The following is a 23,201-nucleotide window of genomic DNA, read 5'->3' on the forward strand; positions in this document are numbered from 1 at the left end:
CAGAATAGGGATGACGCCGGAGGATTTCCATGGACAACGCAGAGCTTGTGGGCGCAATCGAGGCGCTGGGCGCGAAACTGGCCTGCGCGAAGGCCTCGATCGCACAGCGGATCATCGGACAGGAGGAGGTCGTGGACTTGGTTCTGTCAGCAATGCTGTCGGGCGGGCACGCGCTTTTGATCGGCCTGCCGGGGCTGGGCAAGACGCGGCTGGTCGACACGCTGTCCACCGTGATGGGGCTGGACGGCGGGCGCATCCAGTTCACGCCGGACCTGATGCCTGCTGACATTCTGGGCTCCGAAGTTTTGGAGGAAGGCAAGGGCGGCGACCGAACCTTCCGGTTCTTGCCCGGCCCGATCTTCTGCCAGCTGCTGCTGGCCGACGAAATCAACCGTGCCAGCCCGCGCACGCAATCGGCACTTTTGCAGGCGATGCAGGAACACGCGGTGACCATCGCGGGCCACGAACACAAGATGACCGAGCCGTTTCACGTGCTCGCCACGCAAAACCCGATCGAGCAGGAGGGGACGTATCCCTTGCCTGAGGCGCAGCTGGACCGATTCCTGTTGCAGGTCGACGTGGACTATCCGACCCGCGACGCGGAACGCGACATCCTGCTGGCCACCACCGGCACCCAGGACGCGGCGGCGACGGCGGTGTTCACGGGGGATGAGCTGATCGAAGCGCAGCGGCTGTTGCGCCGGATGCCGGTGGGGGAAGCGCTGGTCGAGGCGATCCTGGACCTGGTGCGCGCCTGTCGCCCCGAGGACGCAAGCGCGCCCGACTATGTGCGGGACGCGGTGGCCTGGGGGCCGGGGCCGCGTGCCGCCCAGGCGCTGATGCTCTTGGTGCGCGCGCGGGCTTTGCTGGACGGGCGGTTGGTGCCGAACGCCGCCGACCTGGCCGCGTTGGCACGCCCGGTGCTGGTGCACCGCATGGCGCTTTCCTATGGCGCGCGGGCGCGGGGCGACAGCCTGACCGCGATCATTGATCGCGTGGTCGACGGTCTGGACATGGGGCAAGCCGCCGCGTGAGCCAACCTGCCGCCTCTCTGCGCGGGCGGGCCGCCGGGCTGGCCCAGCCGCTGCCGCCGCTGTTGGCCGAGGCCGAGCATTTGGCCGGCGGTGTGCTTCTGGGTGAACACGGGCGACGGCGTCCGGGGCTGGGCGATGCCTTCTGGCAATACCGCCCGGCGATGCAGGGCGACACGGCACGTGCGATCGACTGGCGTCGCTCGGCCCGGTCGGATCAGCATTTCGTGCAGGAAAAGGAATGGCAGGCGGCGCAATCGGTGGTGTTTTGGGTCGACCGGGCCGCGTCCATGCACTTCGCATCGCAGGGACACCCCGAAAAGGCCGACCGGGCCGCGCTTCTGGCCCTGTCGCTATCCGTGCTTCTGGTGCGCGGCGGCGAGCGTATTGGGTTGACCGACATGGCCAATCCGCCCGCCAGCGGCACGCTTCAGCTTGAACGCGTAGCGCGGCATTTGGAAACGCAATCCAGCGCCGATTACGGCGCGCCGGACACGACGATGCTGCCCGCCCATTCCCGCGCGGTGTTCCTGTCGGATTTCATGGGCGATCTGGCCCCGTTGGAAACCGCGCTGACCACCGCCGCGGATCGGGGCGTCAAGGGCGCCTTGGTGCACATCCTCGACCCGATCGAGGAGGCGTTTCCCTTCGACGGGCGCGTCGTGTTCGAAAGCATGGGGGGCACCTTGCAGCATGAAACGCGCCGCGCCGGTGATCTGCGCGCACGTTATCTGGATCGCCTGGCCCGTCGAAAGGCGGCACTGGAGGCGCTGACTCGCACGACCGGCTGGCGATACCACTGCCACCACACCGGCACGCCCGCCGCGTCCGCGCTGTTGTGGCTGTATCACGCGATGGAGCGCCAGCGCTGATGTTTGGCCTTGGCCTCATAGGGTTCACCACGCCGCTTCTTCTGGCCGCGCTGATCGCGCTACCGGTGCTGTGGTGGCTGCTGCGCGCGGTGCCGCCGGCGCCGATCCGTCGTCGCTTCCCCGGTGTCGCGCTTCTTTTGGGGCTTGAAGATGAGGATCAGGAAACTGACCGCACGCCCTGGTGGCTGCTTCTTTTGCGTATGGCGGCGATTGCCGCGCTGATCCTGGGCTTTGCCGGCCCGGTGCTGAACCCCGATCCCCCGCGCGACGGGGCCGGGCCGCTTTTGGTGTTCATCGACGATGGTTGGGCCGCTGCCACGGACTGGAGCACCCGGATCGACGCCGCCGACGCCGCCCTTGCAGCGGCTGAACAATCGGGCCGCCGCGCCGCCCTGGTGACGGCCTCTGAAGCACCTGAGGTGCCTGCGCTACAGGCCGCCGGCACAGTGCGCGCGCGGTTGGCGGGGCTCGTGCCCGTGCCGTGGAGCCCCGGCTTTGACGCTGCGTTGGGCTGGGCTGCGGGCCTTGAAGAGACAGAAACGCTGTGGCTGTCCGACGGGGTGGCGCGCGATGGGCGCGGTGCGCTCTACAAGGCGTTCAACGCTGCCGGGGTGGTCACGATCCTGGAACCGCCCGCCCCGCGGCTGGCCTTGCGCCCCGCCGTGTTCGAAAACGGGGTGATCGCCCTGACGGTGCTGCGCAATCGCGGTGGGCCGCAGGATGTGGTGGTCAGCGGATTCGGCCCCGATCCCGGCGGCATTGAACGCGAACTTGCGCGGGTTGAAATGGAATTTCCCGACGATGATACGCTCAGCACCGCACAGCTGTCGCTGCCACCCGAGCTGCGCAACCGCGTCACCCGGTTTCAGATTGAAGGCATCCAAAGCGCGGGGGCGGTCAGCCTGACCGACGACAGCCTGAAACGCCGCCGCGTCGCGCTGTTGGGCGGGGCTGGAGCCGAAGTGCTGGAGCTGTTGTCGCCATTGCATTACCTGCGCCAGGCGCTGGTGCCCAGTGCCGAGGTGATCGAAGGCCCGATGGGCGAGCTGATCCGGGCCAGCCCGGACGTGATGATCCTGGCCGATGTCGCAACATTGGCGGAGCCCGATCAACGGGCCCTGGCCGAATGGGTTGCACAAGGCGGTCTTTTGCTGCGATTTGCGGGGCCTCGCCTGGCAGGTTCGGACGCGGGGCGCGGGGGGGATGATATCCTGCTTCCGGTGCGGTTGCGCGTCGGCGGGCGCAATGTGGGTGGCGCAATGAGCTGGGGCGAACCGCGCGCGCTGGCCCCGTTCTCCGAGGCGTCTCCGTTTTTCGGGCTCGCGCTGCCGGACGACGTGACCGTGTCGGCGCAGGTATTGGCCGAGCCGGGCCCGGACCTGGCGGCCCGCACCATTGCATCGCTTGCCGATGGCACACCGCTGGTCACGCGCAAGACGTTGGGCGATGGCCAGGTGGTGCTGTTCCACGTCTCGGCCAACGCGGAATGGTCGTCGCTGCCCCTGTCGGGGCTCTTCGTTGAAATGCTGGAGCGTCTGGCTGTCTCGACCCGGCCAAGCCGGCCAGAGAAGGCGGATCTGGCGGGCACCTCGTGGCTGGCCGAGCACCTGTTGGACGGCTTTGGCGTGCTGGCGCCGGTTCCCTCGGCCGTCGCCCTTCCGGGGGAGGTCATGGTGGCCGCTGCCGGGCCGGATCTGCGCCCGGGCCTCTACGCGGAAGGCGACAGGCGTCTGGCGGTGAATGTTGTCAGGGGGGGGGACGTTCTGGCGCCCGCGCGCTGGCCCGCCGGTATCACACCAGGCTGGGGCGAGCTGCGCGGTGAACGCCCGTTGGGTCATTGGCTGTTAACCTTGGCGCTTGCGCTTCTGGCGGTGGATATCCTGGCTGCACTGACCCTGTCCGGGCGCTTGCGCAGCGTGGCCCTGATCCTTGCAGCAATGCTGGTCCTGACCGCGCCGGGAGACGCCCGCGCCCAGTCTGAAGCGTTGATCTCTGCGGCTGGTGAAGTGACGCTGGCCCATGTCCTGACCGGGGATGGGCGGGTGGACGACATCGCCAAGGCCGGTCTGCGTGGCCTGTCCGACCACCTGTTTGCCCGCACCAGCGTCGAGCCCGCCCCGCCAGTCGGGGTTGACCTGGAAAGCGATGAGTTGTCCGTCTTTCCGCTGCTCTATTGGCCCGTGACCGAGATGCAGGCGGCCCCGTCCCCCGCCGCTTATGCGCGGCTGAACCGATACCTGAACGCGGGCGGCATGATCTTGTTCGACACCCGTGACGCGAATGTCGCGGGCTTTGGCGCGACCACGCCGACCGGGCGCCGCTTGCGCGCGCTGGCCCGGCCGCTGGACATCCCACCGTTGGAGCCGATCCCGGCGGACCATGTACTGACGCGCACCTTCTATCTTCTGTCTGACTTTCCCGGTCGCCACACGGGCACCGGGGTCTGGGTCGAGGCCGCCCCGGCCGATGCCGAACAGGCCGAGGGCATGCCGTTTCGCAACCTCAACGACGGGGTCAGCCCGGTGGTGATCGGTGGCAACGACTGGGCCGGCGCGTGGGCGGTGGATGCGCAGGGTGCGCCGATGCTGCCCGTCGGGCGTGGCCTGGCGGGTGACCGCCAGCGGGAAATGGCGGTGCGTTTCGGGGTAAACTTGGTGATGCATGTCCTGACCGGAAACTACAAAAGCGATCAGGTCCATGTACCTGCGCTTTTGGAAAGGTTGGGGCAATGAACGGGGTCAGCATTCTGTTCGATCCGGCCTTTCCCTGGCCCGTTCTCGCCGCCCTGGCCCTGGCCGCGCTCGTACTTGTGGCCTTTGCGGCCTGGCGCGGGTTGACCGGTTGGGTCGTGCGGGGGCTGGGGGTTGCGGCGATCCTTCTTGCGCTGTCCGGCCCGTCTCTGCAACGCGAAGACCGGATGCCGCTGGGCGATGTGCTTTTGGCCGTGGTGGACCGATCTGCGTCGCAAGGCCTGGCATCGCGCCCAGCCCAGACCGACGCGGCGCTGCAGGCGCTTTCGGCCCGCGTGGCGCGCAGCGAAGGGGTGGACCTGCATCTGGTCGAGGTGGGGGATGGCGAAGACAACCGTGGCACCCGCATCCTGACGGCGCTGAGCGAGGCGCTGGCCGACCTGCCGCGGGACCGGATTGCAGGCGTGGTGGTGATCTCGGACGGGCAGGCGCATGACCTTCCCGCCGCGCCCGACTTGCCCGCACCTCTGCACCTTCTTCTAACCGGACAGACCGACGACTGGGACCGACGCCTTGTGATCGACAACGCCCCCGCCTTCGCCATCCTGGGCGAAGAGCAGGAGATCGTGCTGCACATCGAAGATCAGGGCGCAGCATCGGGGAACGCAGCACGCACAACGCTGGAGATCAGCGTTGATGGTGGCGCGCCCATCACCCACGAGGTGCCGATCGGGGTTGAGTTGCGCCTGCCGGTGACCCTGACCCATGGCGGGCAGAATGTGATCCACCTCAGCACCCCCTTGATCGATGGTGAGCTAACCGACCGCAACAACGCCGCCATCGTGCAGATGTCCGGCGTGCGCGACCGTTTGCGGGTGCTATTGGTCAGCGGTGAGCCAAACCCAGGCACCCGCACCTGGCGCAACCTGTTGAAATCGGACGCCAGCGTGGATCTCGTGCATTTCACCATTCTGCGTCCGCCCAACAAACAAGACGGCGTGCCGGTCAGCGAACTCAGCCTGATCGCCTTTCCGACACAAGAACTGTTCATGGACAAGGTCGATGAATTCGACCTGATCATCTTCGATCGCTACAAGCTGCGCGGCATTTTGCCATCGCAATACCTTGCCTCGGTGCGCGATTATGTGACCGGGGGCGGGGCGGTTCTGGTCGCCGCCGGGCCGGATTTTGCCACGGCTGAAAGCCTGGCGCGCTCTCCTTTGGGTGACATCCTGCCCGCGCTGCCGACCTCACGGGTGATCGAGCAGGGGTATTTGCCCGCGGTCACCGCGCTGGGGGCCCGCCACCCAGTGACACGTGGGCTAGAGGCCTTTGCCCCCGACGATGGCTGGGGCCGCTGGTTTCGTCTGATCGAACTGGAACCAGCGGGCGGTCAGGTCGTGATGGCCGGACTGGATGCGCCGCTGCTGGCGTTGGACCGGGTCGGTGAAGGTCGCGTTGCCCTTTTGGGCTCCGATCATGCCTGGCTGTGGAGCCGGGGCGTCGAAGGCGGTGGCCCGCAACTGGAGCTGTTGCGCCGTCTGGCCCATTGGATGATGAAAGAACCCGAGCTGGAGGAAGAAGCCCTGAGCGCGTTGGCCGAGAACAGCCGCTTGGTGGTGACCCGGCGCACGATGGGCGAGGGCGAGCGTATCGCCACGGTGACCACCCCGGACGGTGCGACCCTGCCGGTCCCGTTGGAGGAAGCCTCGCCGGGGTTGTATCGCGGTCAGGTCGAGGCGCCCGCGCTGGGGCTGTATCGGTTGGAAGAGGGCGGCGTGACCGCCGTGATCGCGCTGGGGCCGTCCGCGCCGAAAGAGTTCGAGGAAACCATCGCGACCGACGCGGTTCTGGGTGATGTTGTGTCAGCAACAGGCGGTGGTGTCCTGCGCCTGTCAGACGGCATGCCGGGCTTGCGTGCGGTGCGCGAAGGACGGGTGGCGGCTGGACGCGGCTGGATCGGCTATACCCCGCGTGGCGCTTACCTGACCCAGGACGTGCGGATCGTGCCATTGGCACCACCTTGGCTGATGCTGCTGATCGCAGCCGGTCTGGCGCTGGCCGCCTGGCTGTGGGAAGGGCGTGGGCGTCGGGCGCCACAGCCCTGACGGATCACGGGACAGGCAGAATGAACACCTGGTCAGACCAGCCATCGCGGCTACAACGCGCGCGGATGTGCAGGACTTTCACGCCCTCGGGCACCGACAGCCCACCCAATGACCGGGTAAAGGGCTGCTCGGCCACATGTGGATGCGCCAGAACGCGCAGGCCTAGCGATGTGCCGTCAGGCATCAACACCTCCCAGCCGTCCGCATAGTGATCCCACCCTGTATCCGGGTGACGCAATGTGACCGATATCGTGGTGCCGGACAGGACCGCGTCTTCCACCACCGGAAAGTCCGCGAAGGCGGGCCAGGACAGGGACACGGGCAGGATTGCGGCGAACAGTACTGTGCGAAATGAGAACATGCGGGTTAGGCTAGCGCAGGTCAGGGACGCTTGCCAGATGGAAGAATTGGTTATATTTCTTTACCAATCCAAGCGCGAGGACCGAATCCATGCAGATGCCACAGCCCGACGCCAGCATTCTGGCCCGCAAGGACCGCCTTGTCGCGCAGCTTCAGGCGATCCTGCCCGAGGGCTGCGTGATCTACGACGAGCGCGAGACCAAGGCTTATGAATGCGACGCGCTGTCGGTCTACAGGTGTCCGCCGCTCTGCGCTGTTCTGCCCGAGACCACCGAACAGGTCGCGGCGGTGATGAAGCTGTGCCATGCCGAAGGCGTGCCGGTTGTGCCGCGCGGCGCGGGCACCTCGCTGGCGGGTGGCGCCCTGCCAACCGCCGACAGCGTCATCCTTGGCGTCGCGCGCATGAACGACGTGTTGGACACCGACTATCCCAACCGGGTCATCAAGGTGCAGACCGGGCGCACCAACCTGTCGGTAACCGGCGCGGTGGAGGAAGACGGCTTTTTCTATGCCCCCGACCCGTCCAGCCAACTGGCCTGCGCCATCGCGGGCAATATCGCGATGAATTCCGGCGGTGCGCACTGCCTGAAATACGGCGTGACCACCAACAACCTGATGGGCGTGACGATGGTCATGGCGGACGGCGAGATCGTCGAGATTGGCGGCGCGCATCTTGATGCGGGTGGGTTGGACCTTTTGGGGCTGATCTGCGGATCAGAAGGTCAGTTGGGCATTGTGACCGAAGCAACATTACGCATTCTGGCCAAGCCCGAAGGGGCGCGGCCGGTGCTGATCGGTTACGACACGAACGAGATCGCCGGACAATGCGTGTCCGACATCATCAAATCCGGCATCCTGCCGGTGGCGATTGAATTCATGGACCGTCCCTGCATTCGTGCGACCGAGGCCTTCGCCGGCGCCGGATACCCCGATTGCGAGGCGCTGTTGATCATCGAGGTCGAGGGCAGCGAGGCGGAAATCCAGGATCAACTGGACCGCATTATCACCATCGCCCGCCGTCACAACCCGGTGGAACTTCGCGAAAGCGGGTCCGAGGAGGAAAGCGCGCGGATCTGGCTGGGCCGTAAATCGGCTTTCGGCGCAATGGGGCAGATCAACGACTACATGTGTCTGGATGGCACGATCCCGGTGTCGGAGTTGCCGCTGGTGCTGCGTCGGATCGGTGAGATGTCGCAGGAATACGGTTTGGACGTGGGCAACGTGTTTCACGCGGGCGACGGCAATATGCACCCGCTGATCCTGTTCGACGCCAACAAACCCGGCGATCTTGAAAAATGCGAGGCCTTCGGAGCCGACATTCTGAAACTCTGCGTCGAGGTCGGCGGTTGTCTGACCGGTGAACACGGCGTGGGTGTTGAAAAACGCGACCTGATGGGTGCGCAATACACCGACGCGGACCTTGAGGTGCAACTGGGCGTGAAGGACGTGTTCGACCCGAAATGGTTGCTCAACCCCGCCAAGGTGTTCCCGCTGTCTACCACCGAAGGGCGCCGCGCATGACCCCGAACAGCGAAACCGAATTGGCCGAGGCGATCACCGCGGCGCAAGGCCCGCTGCATGTGCAGGGCGGCGGCACGCGCGACATTGGCGCGCCAGTGGCGGGTCAGGTGCTGTCAACTGCTGGCCTGTCTGGTGTGACGCTTTATGAGCCCGGCGCACTGACGTTGGTGGCAAAGGCCGGGACGCCGCTGACCGAGATCGAGGCGCTTTTGGCCGCCGAAGGCCAGCGCCTGCCGTTCGAGCCAATGGACCACCGCCCGCTTCTGGGCACCACCGGCACGCCGACCATCGGCGGGGTCGTCGCCGCCAACGTCTCTGGCCCGCGCCGCATCCAGGTCGGTGCCGCGCGCGACTTTGCCCTTGGGGTCCGCTTCGTGGACGGCACCGGGCAGGTGCTGAAGAACGGCGGTCGGGTTATGAAGAACGTCACCGGATATGACCTGGTGAAACTCATGGCAGGCAGCTGGGGCACCTTGGGCGTCCTGAGCGAGGTCAGCCTGAAGGTTGGCGCGATCCCGGAGACCGAAGCGACGCTGGTCGCCCGCGGGTTGGAAGATGACGCCGCGGTCGCCGCACTTTCTGCTGCACTGGGATCGCCGTTTGATGTGTCCGGGGCGGCGCATTTGGACGCCGGGGCAAATGGCGGCCAGTCTGAAACCCGTGTGCGTATCGAAGGTCTGGCAGGGTCGGTCGCCTATCGCGCCGCGCGGCTTGGCGAGGGGGTTTGCAAGGGGTGGGAACTGGTTGAGGCCGCCACCAGCGCGGCGCTCTGGTTGGAGGTCCGGGACGTCGGGTCGTTGCAGACCAAGCCGGGCAACATCTGGCGGTTCTCGCTCAAACCCAGCGACGCGCCCGGGATGGCGGAGGCTATTCGCAGGGCGCATCCCGAGGCCGCCTGTGTGTTCGACTGGGGCGGCGGGCTGCTGTGGGTTTCTGGTCCGGAAGGGGCTGATCTGCGCCCCAAAGGCCTTAAGGGCCACGCAACCCTTGTGCGAGCGGCTCGGGAAACCCGCGAACGACTTGCAGTTTTCCAACCTGAATCCACGCCAATTGCGGCGATCACCGCCGGTTTGCGTCACAAATTCGATCCCAGGGGCATTCTGAACCCCGGGCTGATGGGAGGCTGACATGCAAACTCATTTCACCCCGGAACAGCTAAGCGATCCCGGCATCGAACGCGCCAACGAGATCCTGCGGGCCTGTGTTCACTGCGGGTTTTGCACCGCGACTTGCCCGACCTATCAGGTGCTGGGCGACGAGCTCGACAGCCCGCGCGGCCGGATCTACTTGATCAAGGACATGTTGGAGGCGGACCGGCCTGCCGACGCCCAGACAGTGAAACATGTGGATCGCTGCCTGTCCTGTCTGGCCTGCATGTCGACCTGCCCGTCGGGTGTGCATTACATGCATCTTGTCGACCTGGCGCGCGCGCATATCGAAAAGACCTATAAGCGGCCTGTCGTGGACCGGCTATTGCGCTGGACGTTGGCGCAGGTCATTCCCTATCCGAACCGGTTTCGGCTGGCGCTTCTGGGTGCCAAGATCGGCAAGCCGTTTCGCAAACTGATCCCGGATGCGCGTATTCAGGCGATGCTGGCGATGGCGCCGAAACAGATCCCGGCCCGGTCCCGCAATGACGACGCCCAGGTGTTTCCCGCCAAAGGCCCGCGCCTGAAACGGGTCGCGCTGATGACGGGCTGTGCGCAAAAGGCGCTGGACACCGACATCAACGACGCGACGATCCGCCTTCTGACCCGTCTGGGATGTGAGGTCGTGGTGGCCAAGGGCATGGGCTGCTGCGGTGCGCTGACCCACCATATGGGCAAAGAGGACGCCAGCCACGCCTCGGCCGCCGCCAACATTCGCGCCTGGTGCGCCGAAGACCGCGGCGAAGGGCTGGATGCGATCGTCATCAACACCAGCGGCTGTGGCACCACGGTGAAGGATTATGGCTTCATGTTTCGCAACGATCCGCTCGCGGGGGACGCTGCGCGGGTAAGTGAATTGGCGATGGATATCAGCGAGTTGCTGATGACGCTTGACCTACCTTCCGTGACGATGGGGCAGCGGGTGGCGTATCACTCTGCCTGTAGCCTGCAACATGGCCAACAGGTGAAAACCCACCCCAAAACCCTGTTGAAACGGGTTGGGTTCGAGGTGGTCGAACCTGCGGATCCACACCTGTGCTGCGGTTCAGCCGGCACCTACAACCTGATGCAGCCGGCCATCAGTTCCGAGCTCAAATCACGTAAGGTCAAGACGTTGGAGGCGAAGTCGCCGGAGATCATCGCCGCCGGGAACATCGGCTGCATGGTCCAGATCGGCAGCAGCACCGGGGTGCCGGTGGTCCATACTGTGGAACTTTTGGATTGGGCCGCTGGTGGGCCAAAACCACGCAAACTGGGATGATTGGGGCAAGTCGGGCACATTCTTGCCCCATTCTTGCCTTAATTCGTTGCTACGCCCGATCCGTCGAGGGACGGACACATGCGAAAACTACTTACATTTCTGGCGCTTACGCTTGGGTTTTCAACCCCGCTTGAGGCGACGGATCCGTCCGACCTGCGCAGCTTGATCACCGGCGACGACAGCCGGGGGTGGGAGGCCGTGGGCCGCCTGAACATGGGCGGCGAAAGCTTCTGCACTGGGGCACTGATCGCCGAAAACCTGGTTCTGACCGCGGGTCATTGCCTGTTCGACAAGGATACCGGCCGCGCCTATGCGGCTGAAGATATCGAATTTCTTGCCGGTTGGCGCAATGGCCGTGCCTCGGCCTATCGCGGCGTGCGCCGCGCCGTGGTGCACCCCGATTTCGACTTTTCCGGCCGGGACAAGGCCACCCGCGTGGCCCATGACCTGGCGATCCTGGAATTGGACCGTCCGATCCGCACCACAAGCGTGATTCCGTTTTCCACGACCACTCGTCCGCGCAAGGGCGCCGAAGTGGGGGTTGTGTCCTATGCCCATGACCGCTCGGAAAGCCCCGCGCTTCAGGAAATGTGCCATGTCCTGGCGCGTCAATCCGGCACGCTGGTTTTGTCCTGTGACGTCGATTTCGGGAGCTCTGGCGCGCCGGTATTCGTCCATCATGATGGGGAGCCGCGGATCGTGTCCGTGGTTTCGGCCAAGGCAACCGTGCGCGACATTCCGGTGTCTCTGGGCACCAGCCTGGAACGCCCTCTGGCCGAGATGATGGCTATTCTGGATCAAAGCGACGGGGTGTTTACCCGCGTTCAGCCCACCTCTCAGGTGTTGACCCAGCAGGGTAGCCGCGACGCCACCGGGGCGAAATTCCTGCGCCCCTAACGGGGGACTTGAACCCGAAAATTGCGACCATATCTCTGTGACACGGGTGCCGCCTGGCGGGCCCGGATTTCTGCCTGTCCCCTGTGGGAAGGCGCCATTCAGTCGCTCAATGGAGGACATTATGCGCAATTTCGACCTGACCCCGCTTTACCGTGCCACTGTCGGTTTCGACCAGATCGCCGATCTGATGGACCGGGTGCTGACCAATGACGTCAGCCGCGAAAGCTACCCCCCGTACAACATCGAGAAGACCGGTGAGGATGCGTGGCGGATTTCCGTCGCCGTCGCCGGGTTCACCGAAGACGAATTGTCCGTCGAGGTAAAAGAAAACGCGCTGTTCGTCACCGCCAAGAAGGCGGATGAGGATAAGCGGACCTATCTGCACCGTGGCATCGCGACCCGTGCGTTCGAACGCCGGTTCCACCTGGCCGAACATGTGCGCGTCTCGGGCGCGGCCCATGAAAACGGCATGCTGCATATCGACCTGGCGCGCGAAGTGCCCGAGGCGCTGAAACCGCGCCGGATCGAGATCGCGTCGACCAAGGACGTGGACGGCACGGCGATCGAGGCCTAAAGACTCACCACCGAAAGACGCGGGCGCGTGGGGGCAACCTTACGCGCCCTTTTTGTTACGCAGGTTGGCCCGCGCGGCTTTCCTGGCTGAGCAGGTAGAAGCTGGCGGCAAGGATCACGGCCGTGCCCAACCACATCGACCCGGTCGGGGCGAACCCGAAGGCGGCAAAGCCAAGTGCCACGTTTAAAGGAAGCTTCAGGTGGTCGAATGGCTGCAGGAATGCCGCATCAGCCAGCGAATAGGCTTTCACCAGCACGTGTTGCGCGGCGGCGGTCAGCAGCCCCGCGCCGACCACGAACCACAGGGCCGGGGCAGGTAGGGCAAAGCCGGTGCCTGCCGCGAGCGCAAAGTTGATCGGGGTGAGCAGCACTAGAAGGTAAATCGTCACCGTCTCGGGCCCATCCACACGGGTCAGGCGTTTGGTAACCACCGAGGAGGCGGCCCAGAACGCCGCGGCCGCCACGGGCAAAAGCGCGGTGAGCGCGAAGCGGTCGGACCAGGGCTCAAGAATGATCGCCCCGCCGGCAATACCCAACACCACAGCGCCCCAGCGTTCCGGCGTCACACGTTCGCGCAGGAAAAGACCCGCGCCCGTTGTGACGAAAAAGGGCGATAGTAGGATGAGCGCAATCGCTTGCCAGATCGGCACATGAGCCAGCCCCATCACCCACAGCTGCACGCCCACAGCGGCCAGCACGACACGCAGGATATGCAGTCCAACCTGATCCGTGCGCATGACGGCAAGCCGGTGGCGGTATATCCACGGGATGTAAAAGCCCAAGGCGATGAGATATTGCCAGAAGGTCACCGCAGGTGGTGATGCTCCGTTCAGCATGGTGGCGGCCTGTATGGCCGTGTTGACCAGCGCGAAAAATGCGCCTGCCGCGACCATCAGGCCGGCGGCGATCAAAGGTTGGCGAGTCATGGCGTGGTGTCCTTTCTTCCTTACGCACGTGACCCAAGGCAGACAGGACCGACGCCCCCGAAACCCGGGTGCGCCTGACCATTCTCTTCCATCCGGACTTTAACCGTCGGTCCCGGAATTTCGCCGGGTCTGCTAGACCTCCTCGTCAAAGGAGCGCTCGTGGACTGTAACCACCGGTGGGGAATTACACCCCGCCCTGAGAATGTCGCCGCCCCCAAAAGGGGACGGCTTTGAGAAATTAGGGACGCAGGCAGGGAGAGTCAAACACTCACTGCTGTGACAGGCTTTCGGCCAATCGCATCAGGGTCACAGCCTCGGCGCGGTAGCCATAAGGGTCATCGCCCTTGTGCGCATTCGCCAGGTCGATCAGGTCGGAATAGGTCCAGTCCCCCAGGTATTTCCCGTCGCGTAGCAGCTGGCCGAAGCCCGCAATCGCGGCGGAAAACTGTGCGTCGCTGGTCACTTCGCCCATGCCGGGCAGGATCGGCGTTTCCATCAAGATGCTGACCTCTTCCCCCGGCGCCTTGTAGCGCAGCTTGAGGTATCCCAGCTCGCCGTTGTCCTGCTGCTCAACCGACGGGGCATAGCGCAGCGCGTCTGTCATCACGGCATCGGACCCGACCGGCGTGATCTCATAGAGCGCGGTCACGTTGTGGCCTGCGCCGATCTCGCCTGCGTCCACCGCATCGTTGTTGAAATCCTCCCGCGCCAAGCTGCGGGTTTCATAGCCGATCAACCGGTATTCGGCGATCATGGCGGGGTTGAATTCCACCTGGATCTTCACGTCATCAGCAATCGGGAACAGGGCGCCGGTCAGCTGGTCCACCAGCACTTTCTGCGCCTCGGACAGCGTGTCGATATAGGCCGCGGTACCGTTGCCGTTCTGCGCCAGCGCCTGCATCGTCGCGTCCTGCAAATTGCCACGGCCAAAGCCCAGCACCGATAGATAGGTGCCAGTCTCGCGCTTGTCAGCGATGAAATCCTTCAGCGCCTCGGGGTCTGAAAGCCCCACGTTGAAATCCCCATCCGTGGCCAGGATCACGCGGCTCACCTCCCCGTCTTCGGACATCGCCTCGGCCACCTGATACGCCTGCTGCAACCCGGCCTGTCCGGCGGTCGATCCCCCTGCGGACAACCGGTCCAGCGCGGCCATGATCGTGGTGCGCTCGCCGGCGGACGTGGGCTCCAACACCTGACCGGTCGATCCGGCATAGGCCACGATCGACACCTGATCCTCCGGCCGAAGTTCACCCAGCATCAGGCGAAAGCTCTGTTTCAACAGCGGCAGCTTGTTCGGGGCGTCCATCGAGCCGGAACTGTCGATCAGGAACACAAGGTTCAGCGGCGGGCGGGCCTCCACCTCGGGCAAGTCGCCCTGAATGCCGATATGCACCAGCTGTGTGCCGCTGTTCCACGGCGTCTCCATCACGGTCACGGTCGGTTGGAACGGGTGCGCCCCGTCGGGGTCCGGATAGGCATAGGGGAAATAATTCACCATCTCCTCAACCCGCACCGCGTCGGGGGCGGGCAGCGAGCCGTTCGAAAGCGAGTTGCGCACCACGGCATAGCTGGCCGTGTCCACGTCGATGGAAAAGGTGCTGACTGGCTCTTCCCCGGTGACCTTCAGCGGATTCGGCGCCTCGTTGGCAAAGCTTTCCCTGTCGGGTAGCGGTTGGGCATAACCGTCGTCTATCGGCGTCGGAGCCATCTCACCGGCCAGGACGCGGGTGCGCATTTCGGCCTTTGGGGCCGGGCTGGACGCGATCAGCCCCGCGACCGCATCGGCGGCCAAATCGGCCTCTTCCATCTCCTGCGGCTGTGCCACGGGGGGCGCGACGACCTCTTCGAGCGGTGCGACCTCGGGCAGGGACAAGGTGTCGGGCGCGTTCGGCATCACCACCCAGACGGCAAATCCGACGGCGACGATGGCAGTGGTGGCACCCATGGCACCGCGTGAGGTCAATGTGTTGAACATCTTGGCTACTCCTTTGACGAACGCCCCTTTGGGGGACGCTTCAGAAGTAAGACGCGCGCCATCAGCCGATCCTTGGAGATCGTCGAAGTTTTTCATCGCCAGCGCGATGTTGTCCGCCTTCGCGGTGTCATCCGGCGCGGGGGCGGCGGCTTTCAGGCCTTTGGACAGGCGGGTGAGGTCGTCGTCGTCGCTCATGGCCAATCCTCCGTTTCTCTCAAGGTTTTCAAACGTTTCTTCACTTCGGACATGCGCCAGGCGACGGTGCCTTCTGAAATGTCCAGAACCCGCGCGGCGTCCGCTTGCGTCATCTCTTCGCCCAGGACCAGGGCCACGGTGTCGCGCAGATCGTCGGGCAGGGCGCGCATGGCTTGCGCCAGCCAATCCAGCCCCTCGGCGGTTTCGGCATCACCTGCGCGCCGGTTCACCTCCCAGTCGCCCCAACCATCGGCTGCACGGGCCCGGGTTGCAGCGCGGCGGCGGTGGTCGTGAGCGGCGTTCACCGCGACACGATATAGCCAGGTGGTGAACTTCGCCTCCCCCCGGAAGGTGGCCAGTTTTGCGGGCAGCGCGGCGCAGATGTCCTGTGTCAGATCCTCGGCCTGATCGCGCGCGCCCATCAGGCGAAAGGCGAAGGCGAACAGGCGATCATAGTGGCGCGACAGCAGGGCCGCGAAAGCCTCACGGTCCCCCCCAGCGGCCGCGCGGGCCATGTCCTCATCCGTCACAATCATGCGCATCACATAGAGTATGACGCGCGCGCCGGGTCAATCCTTGGTGGGGAAGGTCAGAAAATGCAATCGCACGATTAATACCGCGCCTTGACAGCTTTCCCGCCCGGATGCGAGCGTCACACAGAACGCCAATGTCGAGGTCCGCAATGGTTCCGACGCTCAGACAAGTTTGTTACGCAGCGGCCCTTACTGCAGTGACGCTTCTGCCCGGGACAGCCCCAGGGCAGGCGTCCAAGCTGCATTGTTCGTCAACCCACCTCGTGCAAGTTGAAGGCAGTGATGCCGCGTTCCTTGTGCCCCGGACGTTGTATGATCAATTGGTGGGATGGATCGCGCTGCACACGTTTTATGACGTGCTGGAATTGTACAAGGCCCCACCCAGCCTGTCATTCTGCAAGGTCGGCGATCTGGTGGCCTATGAGGGACGGGATCTTCTGGTCGAACCTGCGCTTCAGGCGGCCTATGACGTCGACCGTCGGCACATCTACCTTGTTCACCCTTGGTCGGTTTTCGACCTGTTCGATCAGTCGGTGTTGCTGCACGAGCTGATCCACGACGCGCAATTGTCCAACCGGGATTGGGACTGCCCGGGTGCCCCCGAGCTTGAGGCATATCTGTTGCAGGACCAATGGCTTGTCCAGCACGGGATCGCCTACAATTTCGACTGGTCCGCGATCCTTCGCAGATCCACCTGCCCGGATGACACCGGGCAGGAGTGAGGCTTGGCGCAGGTCAGACCGACATGCAGATGTATTTCATCTCCAGGTAATCCTCGATCCCGTGGTGCGAGCCTTCGCGGCCAAGGCCGGACTGCTTCACGCCGCCAAACGGGGCGACCTCGGTCGAGATGATACCGGTGTTCACGCCGACGATGCCGTATTCCAGCGCCTCGGCCACCTTGTAGACGCGGCTCAGATCGTTGGCATAGAAATACGACGCCAGGCCGAAGATCGTGTCGTTGGCCAGGTGGATCACCTCGTCCTCATCCTTGAACTTGAACAGCGGCGCCAGAGGGCCGAAGGTCTCGTCGGTGGCAAATTCCATCTCGGCGGTGGCGCCGGTGACGATGGTGGGTTCAAAGAACAACCCGCCGCGTTCGTGCTCTTTGCCGCCCAGAATGATCTCGGCGCCCTTTCCTGTGGCGTCGGCAATGTGGTCCTTCACCTTCTGCACGGCATCAGCCGAGACCAGCGGGCCAAGGGCTGTGCCTTCGGACAGACCATCCCCGACCGGCAGGGCGGCCACCGCGGCGCGCAGTTTCTCGGCGAAGGCGTCATAGACCCCTTCCTGCACATAGATCCGGTTTGCGCAGACGCAGGTCTGGCCGTTGTTTCGGAATTTGCAGGCGATCGCGCCTTCTACGGCAGCATCCAGATCGGCGTCGTCAAACACGATGAAGGGCGCGTTGCCGCCCAGCTCCATCGAGCATTTCATCACCTGATCGGCGGCCTGACGCAGCAGGATGCGGCCCACTTCGGTCGATCCGGTGAAGGTCAGCTTGCGCACGGCGGGGTTCTCGCAAAACTCTTTGCCGATGTCCGAGCTGCGCGAGGACGGCACGACGCTGAACAGCCCGGCCGGGATGCCCGCGCGTTCCGCCAACACCGCCAGCGCCAGCGCCGACAGGGGCGTTTCGGCTGCCGGGCGGGCGACAAAGCCGCAGCCCGCCGCAATCGCCGGGCCACATTTGCGGGTGATCATCGCGTTGGGGAAGTTCCACGGCGTGATCGAGGCGGCAACGCCGATCGGCTGCTTGATCACGGTGATCCGCTTGTCGGGCTGGTGGCCCGGAATGGTCTCGCCATAGATGCGTTTGCCTTCCTCGGCGAACCACTCGATGAAGCTGGCACCATAGGCGATCTCGCCCATCGATTCCGCCAGCGGTTTGCCCATTTCGGCGGTCAGGATCGTGGCCAGGTCGCCTTGGTTTTCCATCATAAGGTTGAACCAGGTCCGCATGATGTTCGCGCGTTCCTTGGCAGTGCGTTTCGTCCAGTCCTTGCCTGCGGCTTCGGCGGCGGCGATGGCGCGGGCCACTTCCGTGCGGCTCAGGTCCGCGACCTCACAGATTACGTCGCCGCGCGCCGGGTTGGTCACCGCGAAGGTTTTGCCGTCATCGGCGTCCACCCATGCCCCGGCCACATAGGCCTGGGTCGCCAACAAAGACGGGTCTTTCAGAATGGATTTAAGGTCGGTTGCGTTCGCGGTCATTTTCATCTCCCATAGGTGTTGCGTCAGGCATGCCCGATCTTGTGTCGGGAGTCCAGATGTTAACACGTTAACTAACGCGGATTTCTCCTCATGAACCTCGACATAGCCTATGCGAATGCGGATTTTATCCCGAATGCCGCCGATTTTCCGCCGCGCTGGGCGCAAGAGGCACAAGAATTCCGCGATGGGGTGAAGAATCTGCGATTGGACTTGGCATACGGCGATGGCCCGCGCCAACGGCTGGACCTGTTCCTGCCCGACGCGCCGCGCGGGCTGGTGGTCTTTGTGCACGGCGGATATTGGCGCGCATTTTCGAACAAGGACTGGTCGCACCTGGCGGCGGGGGCGATGGCGCAGGGATGGGCGGTGGCGATGCCGGGCTATACCCTGGCGCCCGAGGCCCGGATTTCCGAGATTACCCGCGAAGTGGCGGCGGCGATCGACCATGCCGCAGGGCTTGTGCCCGGGCCACTCATCCTGACCGGCCATTCCGCCGGCGGGCACCTGGTGGCGCGGATGAACTGTGAGGACGCAGCCCCCACCTGCGCGGACCGGATCACGCGGATCGTGCCGATTTCACCGGTCGGTGACTTGCGCCCGTTGGTCCACACCGAAATGAACACAGATTTCCGCCTGGACCGGGACGAGGCCGTGGCGGAAAGCCCGACCCTGGCACGTGACCGACGCGGCATTGCCACGACAGTCTGGGTCGGCGCCGAGGAGCGCCCGGCCTTTCTGGACCAGGCCCGCGAGCTTGCTGATGCTTGGGACGAAGCGACCCTGTGTATCGCCCCAGGGCGTCATCATTTCGATGTGATCGAACCGCTGGCGGATCCGGCCTCCAGCCTGACCCGCACGCTTCTGGCTTAACCGCCGAAGTCCTCCAGACCCTTGTAGTCGATGGTCTTTAGCACCGGGATCATCACCTCGACCGCCGTGCCGCTGGCCTGAATCATGATGCGGTTGTCCACCAGGCCGGTCAGGTCCCCGTCCTGGTTCATGAATTTTTCACGCCCGACGCGCTCGATCTTGGCGCCCATCAGCGCCGCGTTGCCGATCATGCTGGCCATCGCCGCAACCATCGGGTTGTCGGCGGTGATTGAAATGTCGAAGCTTTCGTCACCATTCGAATACCGCGCTTCGGCCCCGATACCACCACCCAGGAAGGACATGCCGGCGTTCCCGTCTTCACTGATTTCACGGGTCCAGCCGTCGGGCGCTTCGGGCAGGTAAGCGGTCAGCTCGGCGGTCTTCATTTCACTCAGCAGCTGCTTGGCATACTCCAACTCTTCCAACGCATATTGAATGTCGCCTTCCTCATAGGCCGTCAGCGCACTGTTTAGCGTGTCGGTGACGTCATCGGCCTGTGCAGACACTGCGGTGAGTGCGACAAGGGCAAGTGCTGCGGTGGTGGTGCGGAACATGGAAACCTCCTGAAGTTCTGAAATCAATTGCGGATAGCCTAGCGCCTCAGTGCCTCGTCTACAACGCTGGGCTATGCTACCGGAGCCGATCCCGCCAGCACGGTAGAACATCCCCCTTGGCCGGTGTTGCCGCATGCACCCCTCGTGCAATCGCGCGCGCCAGACAGGTTGCGGCGGCATGGCCCAGTCGCAGCGGATCCCATACCGGATCGGGCAGATCTTTCGCGCCTGTTGCGGCAGCAAATACCAGATCACCGTCGAATGGCGTGTGGCTGGGGTGGATCGCGCGGGCCATGCCGTCATGGGCGGCGGTCGCCAGCCGGGTCGCCTGCGCCTGGGTCAGCGCCGCATCGGTCGCTACAATGGCGATGGTGGTGTTTTCCCCCATCCGGGCCTCGGGGCGGGGTTCATCCATCGGGTCATGCGCGCCAAGGCCCAGCCCGCCATACTCGCCCCCCATTTCCCATGGCGCGGCCCAGAACTCAGGTCCGTCCCCCATCGTAACCGCCCCCAATGCGTTCACCGCGACAAGCGCGCCGACGGTGATGCCGTTTTCAAGAATAAGCGAGGCAGAGCCAAGCCCACCTTTCAGCCCGTCAACTGTTGCCCCACACCCCGCCCCGGCGCTGCCCAGCTCGAACGCCTCGGAGGCGGCGGCCAGCGCCTGGCGCCCCAGAGCCTTATACGGGTTTTCCACCCACTCCTTGTCTCCGCCGTTCAACAGATCGAACAGGATCGCGCCGGGTACGATCGGCACCTTCTGCCCACCCACGTCAAACCCGCGTCCGGCGGCCCGCAGCGCATCCGCCACCCCCGATCCCGCGTCCAGCCCGAAGGCCGATCCGCCGGACAGGACCAGCGCGTCCACCTCCTGCACCAGTTTGTCGGCTTCAAGCAGCGCCGCCTCGCGCGTGCCGGGCGCGCCGCCCATGATGTGCACCCCGGCCACGAAGGGCGCATCCCCCACCAGCACCGTCGCGCCAGTTTTCACCCCGTCATCGGACGCGTTCCCAACCCGTAGCCCGGCCACGTCGGTGATCAGATTTCGCTTGCCTGGCTTCATGCCGTTTCATCTTTCCAAAAGGGGGCCATTCAGGGCTCAGATGCAGCGCCCGCCGTCGACTTCCATTGCCACCCCGGTCACCATCCCGGCCTCATCCGAGCATAGGAAACAGGCGGCGTTGCCCATGTCCTCGGGGGTTGAAAACCGGCCCAGCGGGATTGTCGACAGGAACTTGGCGCGAATTTCAGGCGTGTCTTCGCCCATGAAGCTGGACAAAAGCGGCGTTTCCCCCGCCACCGGACAAATCGCGTTTACCCGCACGCCATGGGGCGCCAGCTCCACCGCCATCGTCTTGGTCGCGGTGATCATCCAGCCTTTCGAAGCATTGTACCAATTCAGGTTCGGGCGCGGCGACAGCCCGGCGGTCGAGGCCACGTTGAGGATCGCCCCCGTGCCTGTCGCTTTCATCCCCGGAACAAACGCGCGGGCGGTCAGGTAGACGGATTTCGCATTCACCGCCAGAACCCGGTCGAACTCGTCCTCGTCCACCTCCTCCATCGGTTTCGGCAGATGGGTGATGCCCGCGTTGTTCACCAGGATGTCGAGGGGACCGAATGCCCGCTCGACCGCTGCGGCCATCGTCGCAACACTGGCGCCGTCGGCCACGTCGACCGGCTGCGCGATGCCGCCGATCTCGGCCGCGACCTGTTCGGCGGCGTCCAGATTCAGATCGGCCACCATGACCCGCGCGCCTTCGGATGCGAATTTGCGCGCAATCCCGGCGCCAAAGCCGGATCCGGCACCCGTGACCAATGCTGTCTTGCCCTGAAGTCGCATCCTGTCCTCCCCAATGTGCGGGCCAAGTGTGGCCGCATTCCGGGGCAGGATCAAGCGGCGCGCGGGAGGTCCCAGCCGATTTGCGACAGGCTGGCAAAGCGCGCAAACCTTGCAAGCTCGGCATCCAGTTTCCCGCGCCGCGCCGCGCCCCATGTAAAGCGCGGTTCGGGCCAGAACCCGGTCACCGTCAATGATCCGGCCTTGCGATCGGCTTTAAGCTCGATGCGCCCGACAAACCGGTCCCCCTCCAGCAGGGGATAAACGTAATAGCCCCAGATGCGTTTTGCCTTCGGCACGAACATTTCGTTGCGATAAGCAAAGCCGAACAGACGTTCCAGTCGCATACGGTCCCTTATGGCCGGGTCGAACGGGTTCAAAAGACGAAGCCGCGTGGTCGGGGCGGGGGCTTGCGCCAAATGGGCCTCAATGTCCGGCACGGCCAGGGCGCGGCTGCGCACGCCGTCGGCGCCTTCGATCTCGACCGGGACCAATGCGCGGGCCTGGTCGCACCAGCTCTTCGCCTCCCGCGCGCTCATCGCGTCCCAGAACCGCTGCACTTCGCCGGGGCTGGCAAAGCTCAGCCGCTCCAGCGCCTGGGTGCACAACCAATCCACCGCCTCTGCATCCGGCGCCGGGTCATGGGCGGGAAACACCCGGTCCCCCAGGTCGTAAAATTTTACGAAATTCTTGCGATGACAGGTCGCGAGGTCCCCCGCATACCACATCTGATCCAGCGCCTTCTTGTGTGGCGGGCGGGCCCACATCTCGCGACTGTCCGCCTTGGTGTCAAAGGCATGGGTGGACAGCGCGCCCTCGGCCCTGATGCGGTCGCGGATCAGGGTGATCTGTTCCTGTGCCAGCCCGGACTTGTACCAATCCGAGCGCGCCACGTGCGCACCCAGCCGATCAAATTGCCGCCGCCAGAAGGGCAAAACATCGCCGTGGATCAAGCTGGCGTCATGGGTGAAGTGTTCAAACACGTCGCGGCGGTTCAGCGCCCCCCAGATCGCACCTTCACGGTAGTTCTGATTGCGCGACCACAGGATGTGATTGTGCGCCCGCGTCACATTTCGGATCGTGTCGATCTGAACAAATCCCAGCCGTTTGATCGTGCCCAACAAGTCCAGCGGACCGGTGGGCGTGGCCGACAGCGCATTGGTCCACAACCACAAACGCCGCGCGTCGCGGTTCGGGATGAAAAGCGGCGTCATGGCTCCAACAGAAAGGCCCGCATCGCGGCCTGCATGTCTTCGTTGATCACGGTGGCGCGCCTGCGCTCAAGATCCATCAGCACGCATTTGAACAGCGTCTCGAACAACAGCTTGTCGTCAGCCACGCGGTACATCCGGTGATGGAACGACGCCGAACGGCGTCCGATTTCGGTCACGTGGGATCGCATATAGATGCCTTCGCCCGCCAATACTTCGCTGTGGAAAGTGGCGTCGGAATGCACCACGGCAAAGCTTTGCCGCTTGCCGCCCACCACGTCGCCGCGCCCCAGACCGAAGGCCGCCATGATGCCAAACCCTGCGTCCGACACGCAGGCGAAATAGCGGCTCACATTCATGTGCCCCAGGATGTCGCATTCCTCCGGCCCAATGATGCGTCGGAGTGTTTCAAGTTCTGCCATGTC

The 23,201-nt window shown here is 64.6% G+C and carries 21 protein-coding genes and 1 riboswitch; of the genes, 11 read left to right on the plus strand and 10 right to left on the minus strand.

Annotated features, from left to right (window positions below):
- The first annotated feature begins 29 nt into the window (after positions 1–29).
- The 4 genes from MN188_RS15125 to MN188_RS15140 are packed head-to-tail and all read left to right on the plus strand — an operon-like array spanning position 30 to position 6,701.
- Positions 30–1,034 (plus strand): AAA family ATPase, encoded by a 1,005-nt coding sequence (locus MN188_RS15125; RefSeq protein ID WP_242110071.1) that lies wholly within the window; start codon positions 30–32, stop codon positions 1,032–1,034.
- Positions 1,031–1,903, plus strand: coding sequence for a DUF58 domain-containing protein (locus tag MN188_RS15130; protein WP_242110072.1), 873 nt, complete (start codon positions 1,031–1,033; stop codon positions 1,901–1,903). The genes MN188_RS15125 and MN188_RS15130 overlap by 4 nt, the downstream gene beginning before the upstream one ends.
- Positions 1,903–4,635 (plus strand): DUF4159 domain-containing protein, encoded by a 2,733-nt coding sequence (locus tag MN188_RS15135; protein WP_242110073.1) that lies wholly within the window; start codon positions 1,903–1,905, stop codon positions 4,633–4,635. The genes MN188_RS15130 and MN188_RS15135 overlap by 1 nt, the downstream gene beginning before the upstream one ends.
- Positions 4,632–6,701, plus strand: coding sequence for a hypothetical protein (locus MN188_RS15140; protein WP_242110074.1), 2,070 nt, complete (start codon positions 4,632–4,634; stop codon positions 6,699–6,701). Before MN188_RS15135 ends, MN188_RS15140 begins: the two co-directional genes overlap by 4 nt.
- Before the next feature lie 4 nt (positions 6,702–6,705).
- Here MN188_RS15140 and MN188_RS15145 read toward each other — a convergent pair whose 3' ends face one another.
- A complete protein-coding gene (locus MN188_RS15145) occupies positions 6,706–7,062 on the minus strand; it encodes a hypothetical protein (protein WP_242110075.1) in 357 nt (118 codons plus the stop codon).
- An 89-nt stretch (positions 7,063–7,151) separates the two neighbouring features.
- Here MN188_RS15145 and MN188_RS15150 point away from each other — a divergent pair, with 89 nt between their 5' ends.
- The 5 genes from MN188_RS15150 to MN188_RS15170 all read left to right on the plus strand — a co-directional run bounded on the left by MN188_RS15150 (position 7,152) and on the right by MN188_RS15170 (position 12,462).
- Complete coding sequence (locus MN188_RS15150; protein ID WP_242110077.1) at positions 7,152–8,582, plus strand: FAD-linked oxidase C-terminal domain-containing protein; 1,431 nt, start codon at positions 7,152–7,154, stop codon at positions 8,580–8,582.
- On the plus strand, positions 8,579–9,709 hold the full coding sequence (locus tag MN188_RS15155; RefSeq protein WP_242110078.1) for an FAD-binding protein: 1,131 nt from the start codon (positions 8,579–8,581) through the stop codon (positions 9,707–9,709). The genes MN188_RS15150 and MN188_RS15155 overlap by 4 nt, the downstream gene beginning before the upstream one ends.
- A 1-nt stretch (position 9,710) precedes the next feature.
- Positions 9,711–10,991, plus strand: a complete 1,281-nt coding sequence (glcF, locus tag MN188_RS15160; protein WP_242110079.1) for a glycolate oxidase subunit GlcF — start codon at positions 9,711–9,713, stop codon at positions 10,989–10,991.
- 78 nt (positions 10,992–11,069) lie between these two features.
- On the plus strand, positions 11,070–11,888 hold the full coding sequence (locus MN188_RS15165) for a trypsin-like serine peptidase (RefSeq protein ID WP_242110080.1): 819 nt from the start codon (positions 11,070–11,072) through the stop codon (positions 11,886–11,888).
- Between the two features lie 121 nt (positions 11,889–12,009).
- On the plus strand, positions 12,010–12,462 hold the full coding sequence (locus MN188_RS15170; RefSeq protein WP_242110081.1) for an Hsp20 family protein: 453 nt from the start codon (positions 12,010–12,012) through the stop codon (positions 12,460–12,462).
- A gap of 55 nt (positions 12,463–12,517) precedes the next feature.
- Here MN188_RS15170 and MN188_RS15175 read toward each other — a convergent pair whose 3' ends face one another.
- The 3 genes from MN188_RS15175 to MN188_RS15185 all read right to left on the minus strand — a co-directional run bounded on the left by MN188_RS15175 (position 12,518) and on the right by MN188_RS15185 (position 16,093).
- Positions 12,518–13,387, minus strand: coding sequence for a DMT family transporter (locus MN188_RS15175; protein ID WP_242110082.1), 870 nt, complete (start codon positions 13,385–13,387; stop codon positions 12,518–12,520).
- Positions 13,388–13,463: 76 nt separating this feature from the next.
- A riboswitch (FMN riboswitch) is annotated at positions 13,464–13,595 on the minus strand.
- Positions 13,596–13,655: 60 nt separating this feature from the next.
- Positions 13,656–15,557, minus strand: a complete 1,902-nt coding sequence (locus MN188_RS15180) for a vWA domain-containing protein (RefSeq protein WP_242110083.1) — start codon at positions 15,555–15,557, stop codon at positions 13,656–13,658.
- Positions 15,554–16,093, minus strand: a complete 540-nt coding sequence (locus tag MN188_RS15185; protein ID WP_242110233.1) for an RNA polymerase sigma factor — start codon at positions 16,091–16,093, stop codon at positions 15,554–15,556. Before MN188_RS15185 ends, MN188_RS15180 begins: the two co-directional genes overlap by 4 nt.
- 131 nt (positions 16,094–16,224) lie before the next feature.
- Between MN188_RS15185 and MN188_RS15190 the strand changes: the two genes are divergently transcribed.
- The gene (locus tag MN188_RS15190) at positions 16,225–16,812 is read left to right on the plus strand and encodes a DUF6647 family protein (RefSeq protein WP_242110084.1); all 588 of its coding nucleotides are present in this window, start codon (positions 16,225–16,227) and stop codon (positions 16,810–16,812) included.
- A 13-nt stretch (positions 16,813–16,825) separates the two neighbouring features.
- Here the strand turns inward: MN188_RS15190 and MN188_RS15195 are convergent, their stop codons facing one another.
- Positions 16,826–18,304: an NAD-dependent succinate-semialdehyde dehydrogenase gene (locus tag MN188_RS15195; protein WP_242110086.1), complete on the minus strand. Its 1,479-nt coding sequence runs from the start codon at positions 18,302–18,304 to the stop codon at positions 16,826–16,828.
- A gap of 90 nt (positions 18,305–18,394) precedes the next feature.
- On the opposite strand from MN188_RS15195, the gene MN188_RS15200 reads away from it, so the two are divergent.
- Positions 18,395–19,174, plus strand: coding sequence for an alpha/beta hydrolase (locus MN188_RS15200; RefSeq protein ID WP_242110087.1), 780 nt, complete (start codon positions 18,395–18,397; stop codon positions 19,172–19,174).
- Here the strand turns inward: MN188_RS15200 and MN188_RS15205 are convergent.
- The 5 genes from MN188_RS15205 to MN188_RS15225 all read right to left on the minus strand — a co-directional run bounded on the left by MN188_RS15205 (position 19,171) and on the right by MN188_RS15225 (position 23,198).
- Positions 19,171–19,728, minus strand: coding sequence for a hypothetical protein (locus tag MN188_RS15205; protein ID WP_242110088.1), 558 nt, complete (start codon positions 19,726–19,728; stop codon positions 19,171–19,173). The two genes, MN188_RS15200 and MN188_RS15205, sit on opposite strands and share 4 nt — an antisense overlap.
- Before the next feature lie 76 nt (positions 19,729–19,804).
- Positions 19,805–20,791: a P1 family peptidase gene (locus MN188_RS15210; RefSeq protein WP_242110089.1), complete on the minus strand. Its 987-nt coding sequence runs from the start codon at positions 20,789–20,791 to the stop codon at positions 19,805–19,807.
- A 36-nt stretch (positions 20,792–20,827) separates the two neighbouring features.
- Positions 20,828–21,568: an SDR family oxidoreductase gene (locus MN188_RS15215; RefSeq protein ID WP_242110090.1), complete on the minus strand. Its 741-nt coding sequence runs from the start codon at positions 21,566–21,568 to the stop codon at positions 20,828–20,830.
- Between the two features lie 50 nt (positions 21,569–21,618).
- Entirely contained in the window at positions 21,619–22,779 is a 1,161-nt protein-coding gene (locus MN188_RS15220) for a winged helix-turn-helix domain-containing protein (RefSeq protein ID WP_242110091.1), read from the minus strand.
- A complete protein-coding gene (locus tag MN188_RS15225) occupies positions 22,776–23,198 on the minus strand; it encodes an acyl-CoA thioesterase (RefSeq protein WP_242110092.1) in 423 nt (140 codons plus the stop codon). Before MN188_RS15225 ends, MN188_RS15220 begins: the two co-directional genes overlap by 4 nt.
- Positions 23,199–23,201: the final 3 nt, after the last annotated feature.

The sequence above is a fragment of the Aliiroseovarius subalbicans genome (assembly GCF_022678625.1).
Lineage (GTDB): Bacteria > Pseudomonadota > Alphaproteobacteria > Rhodobacterales > Rhodobacteraceae > Aliiroseovarius_A > Aliiroseovarius_A subalbicans.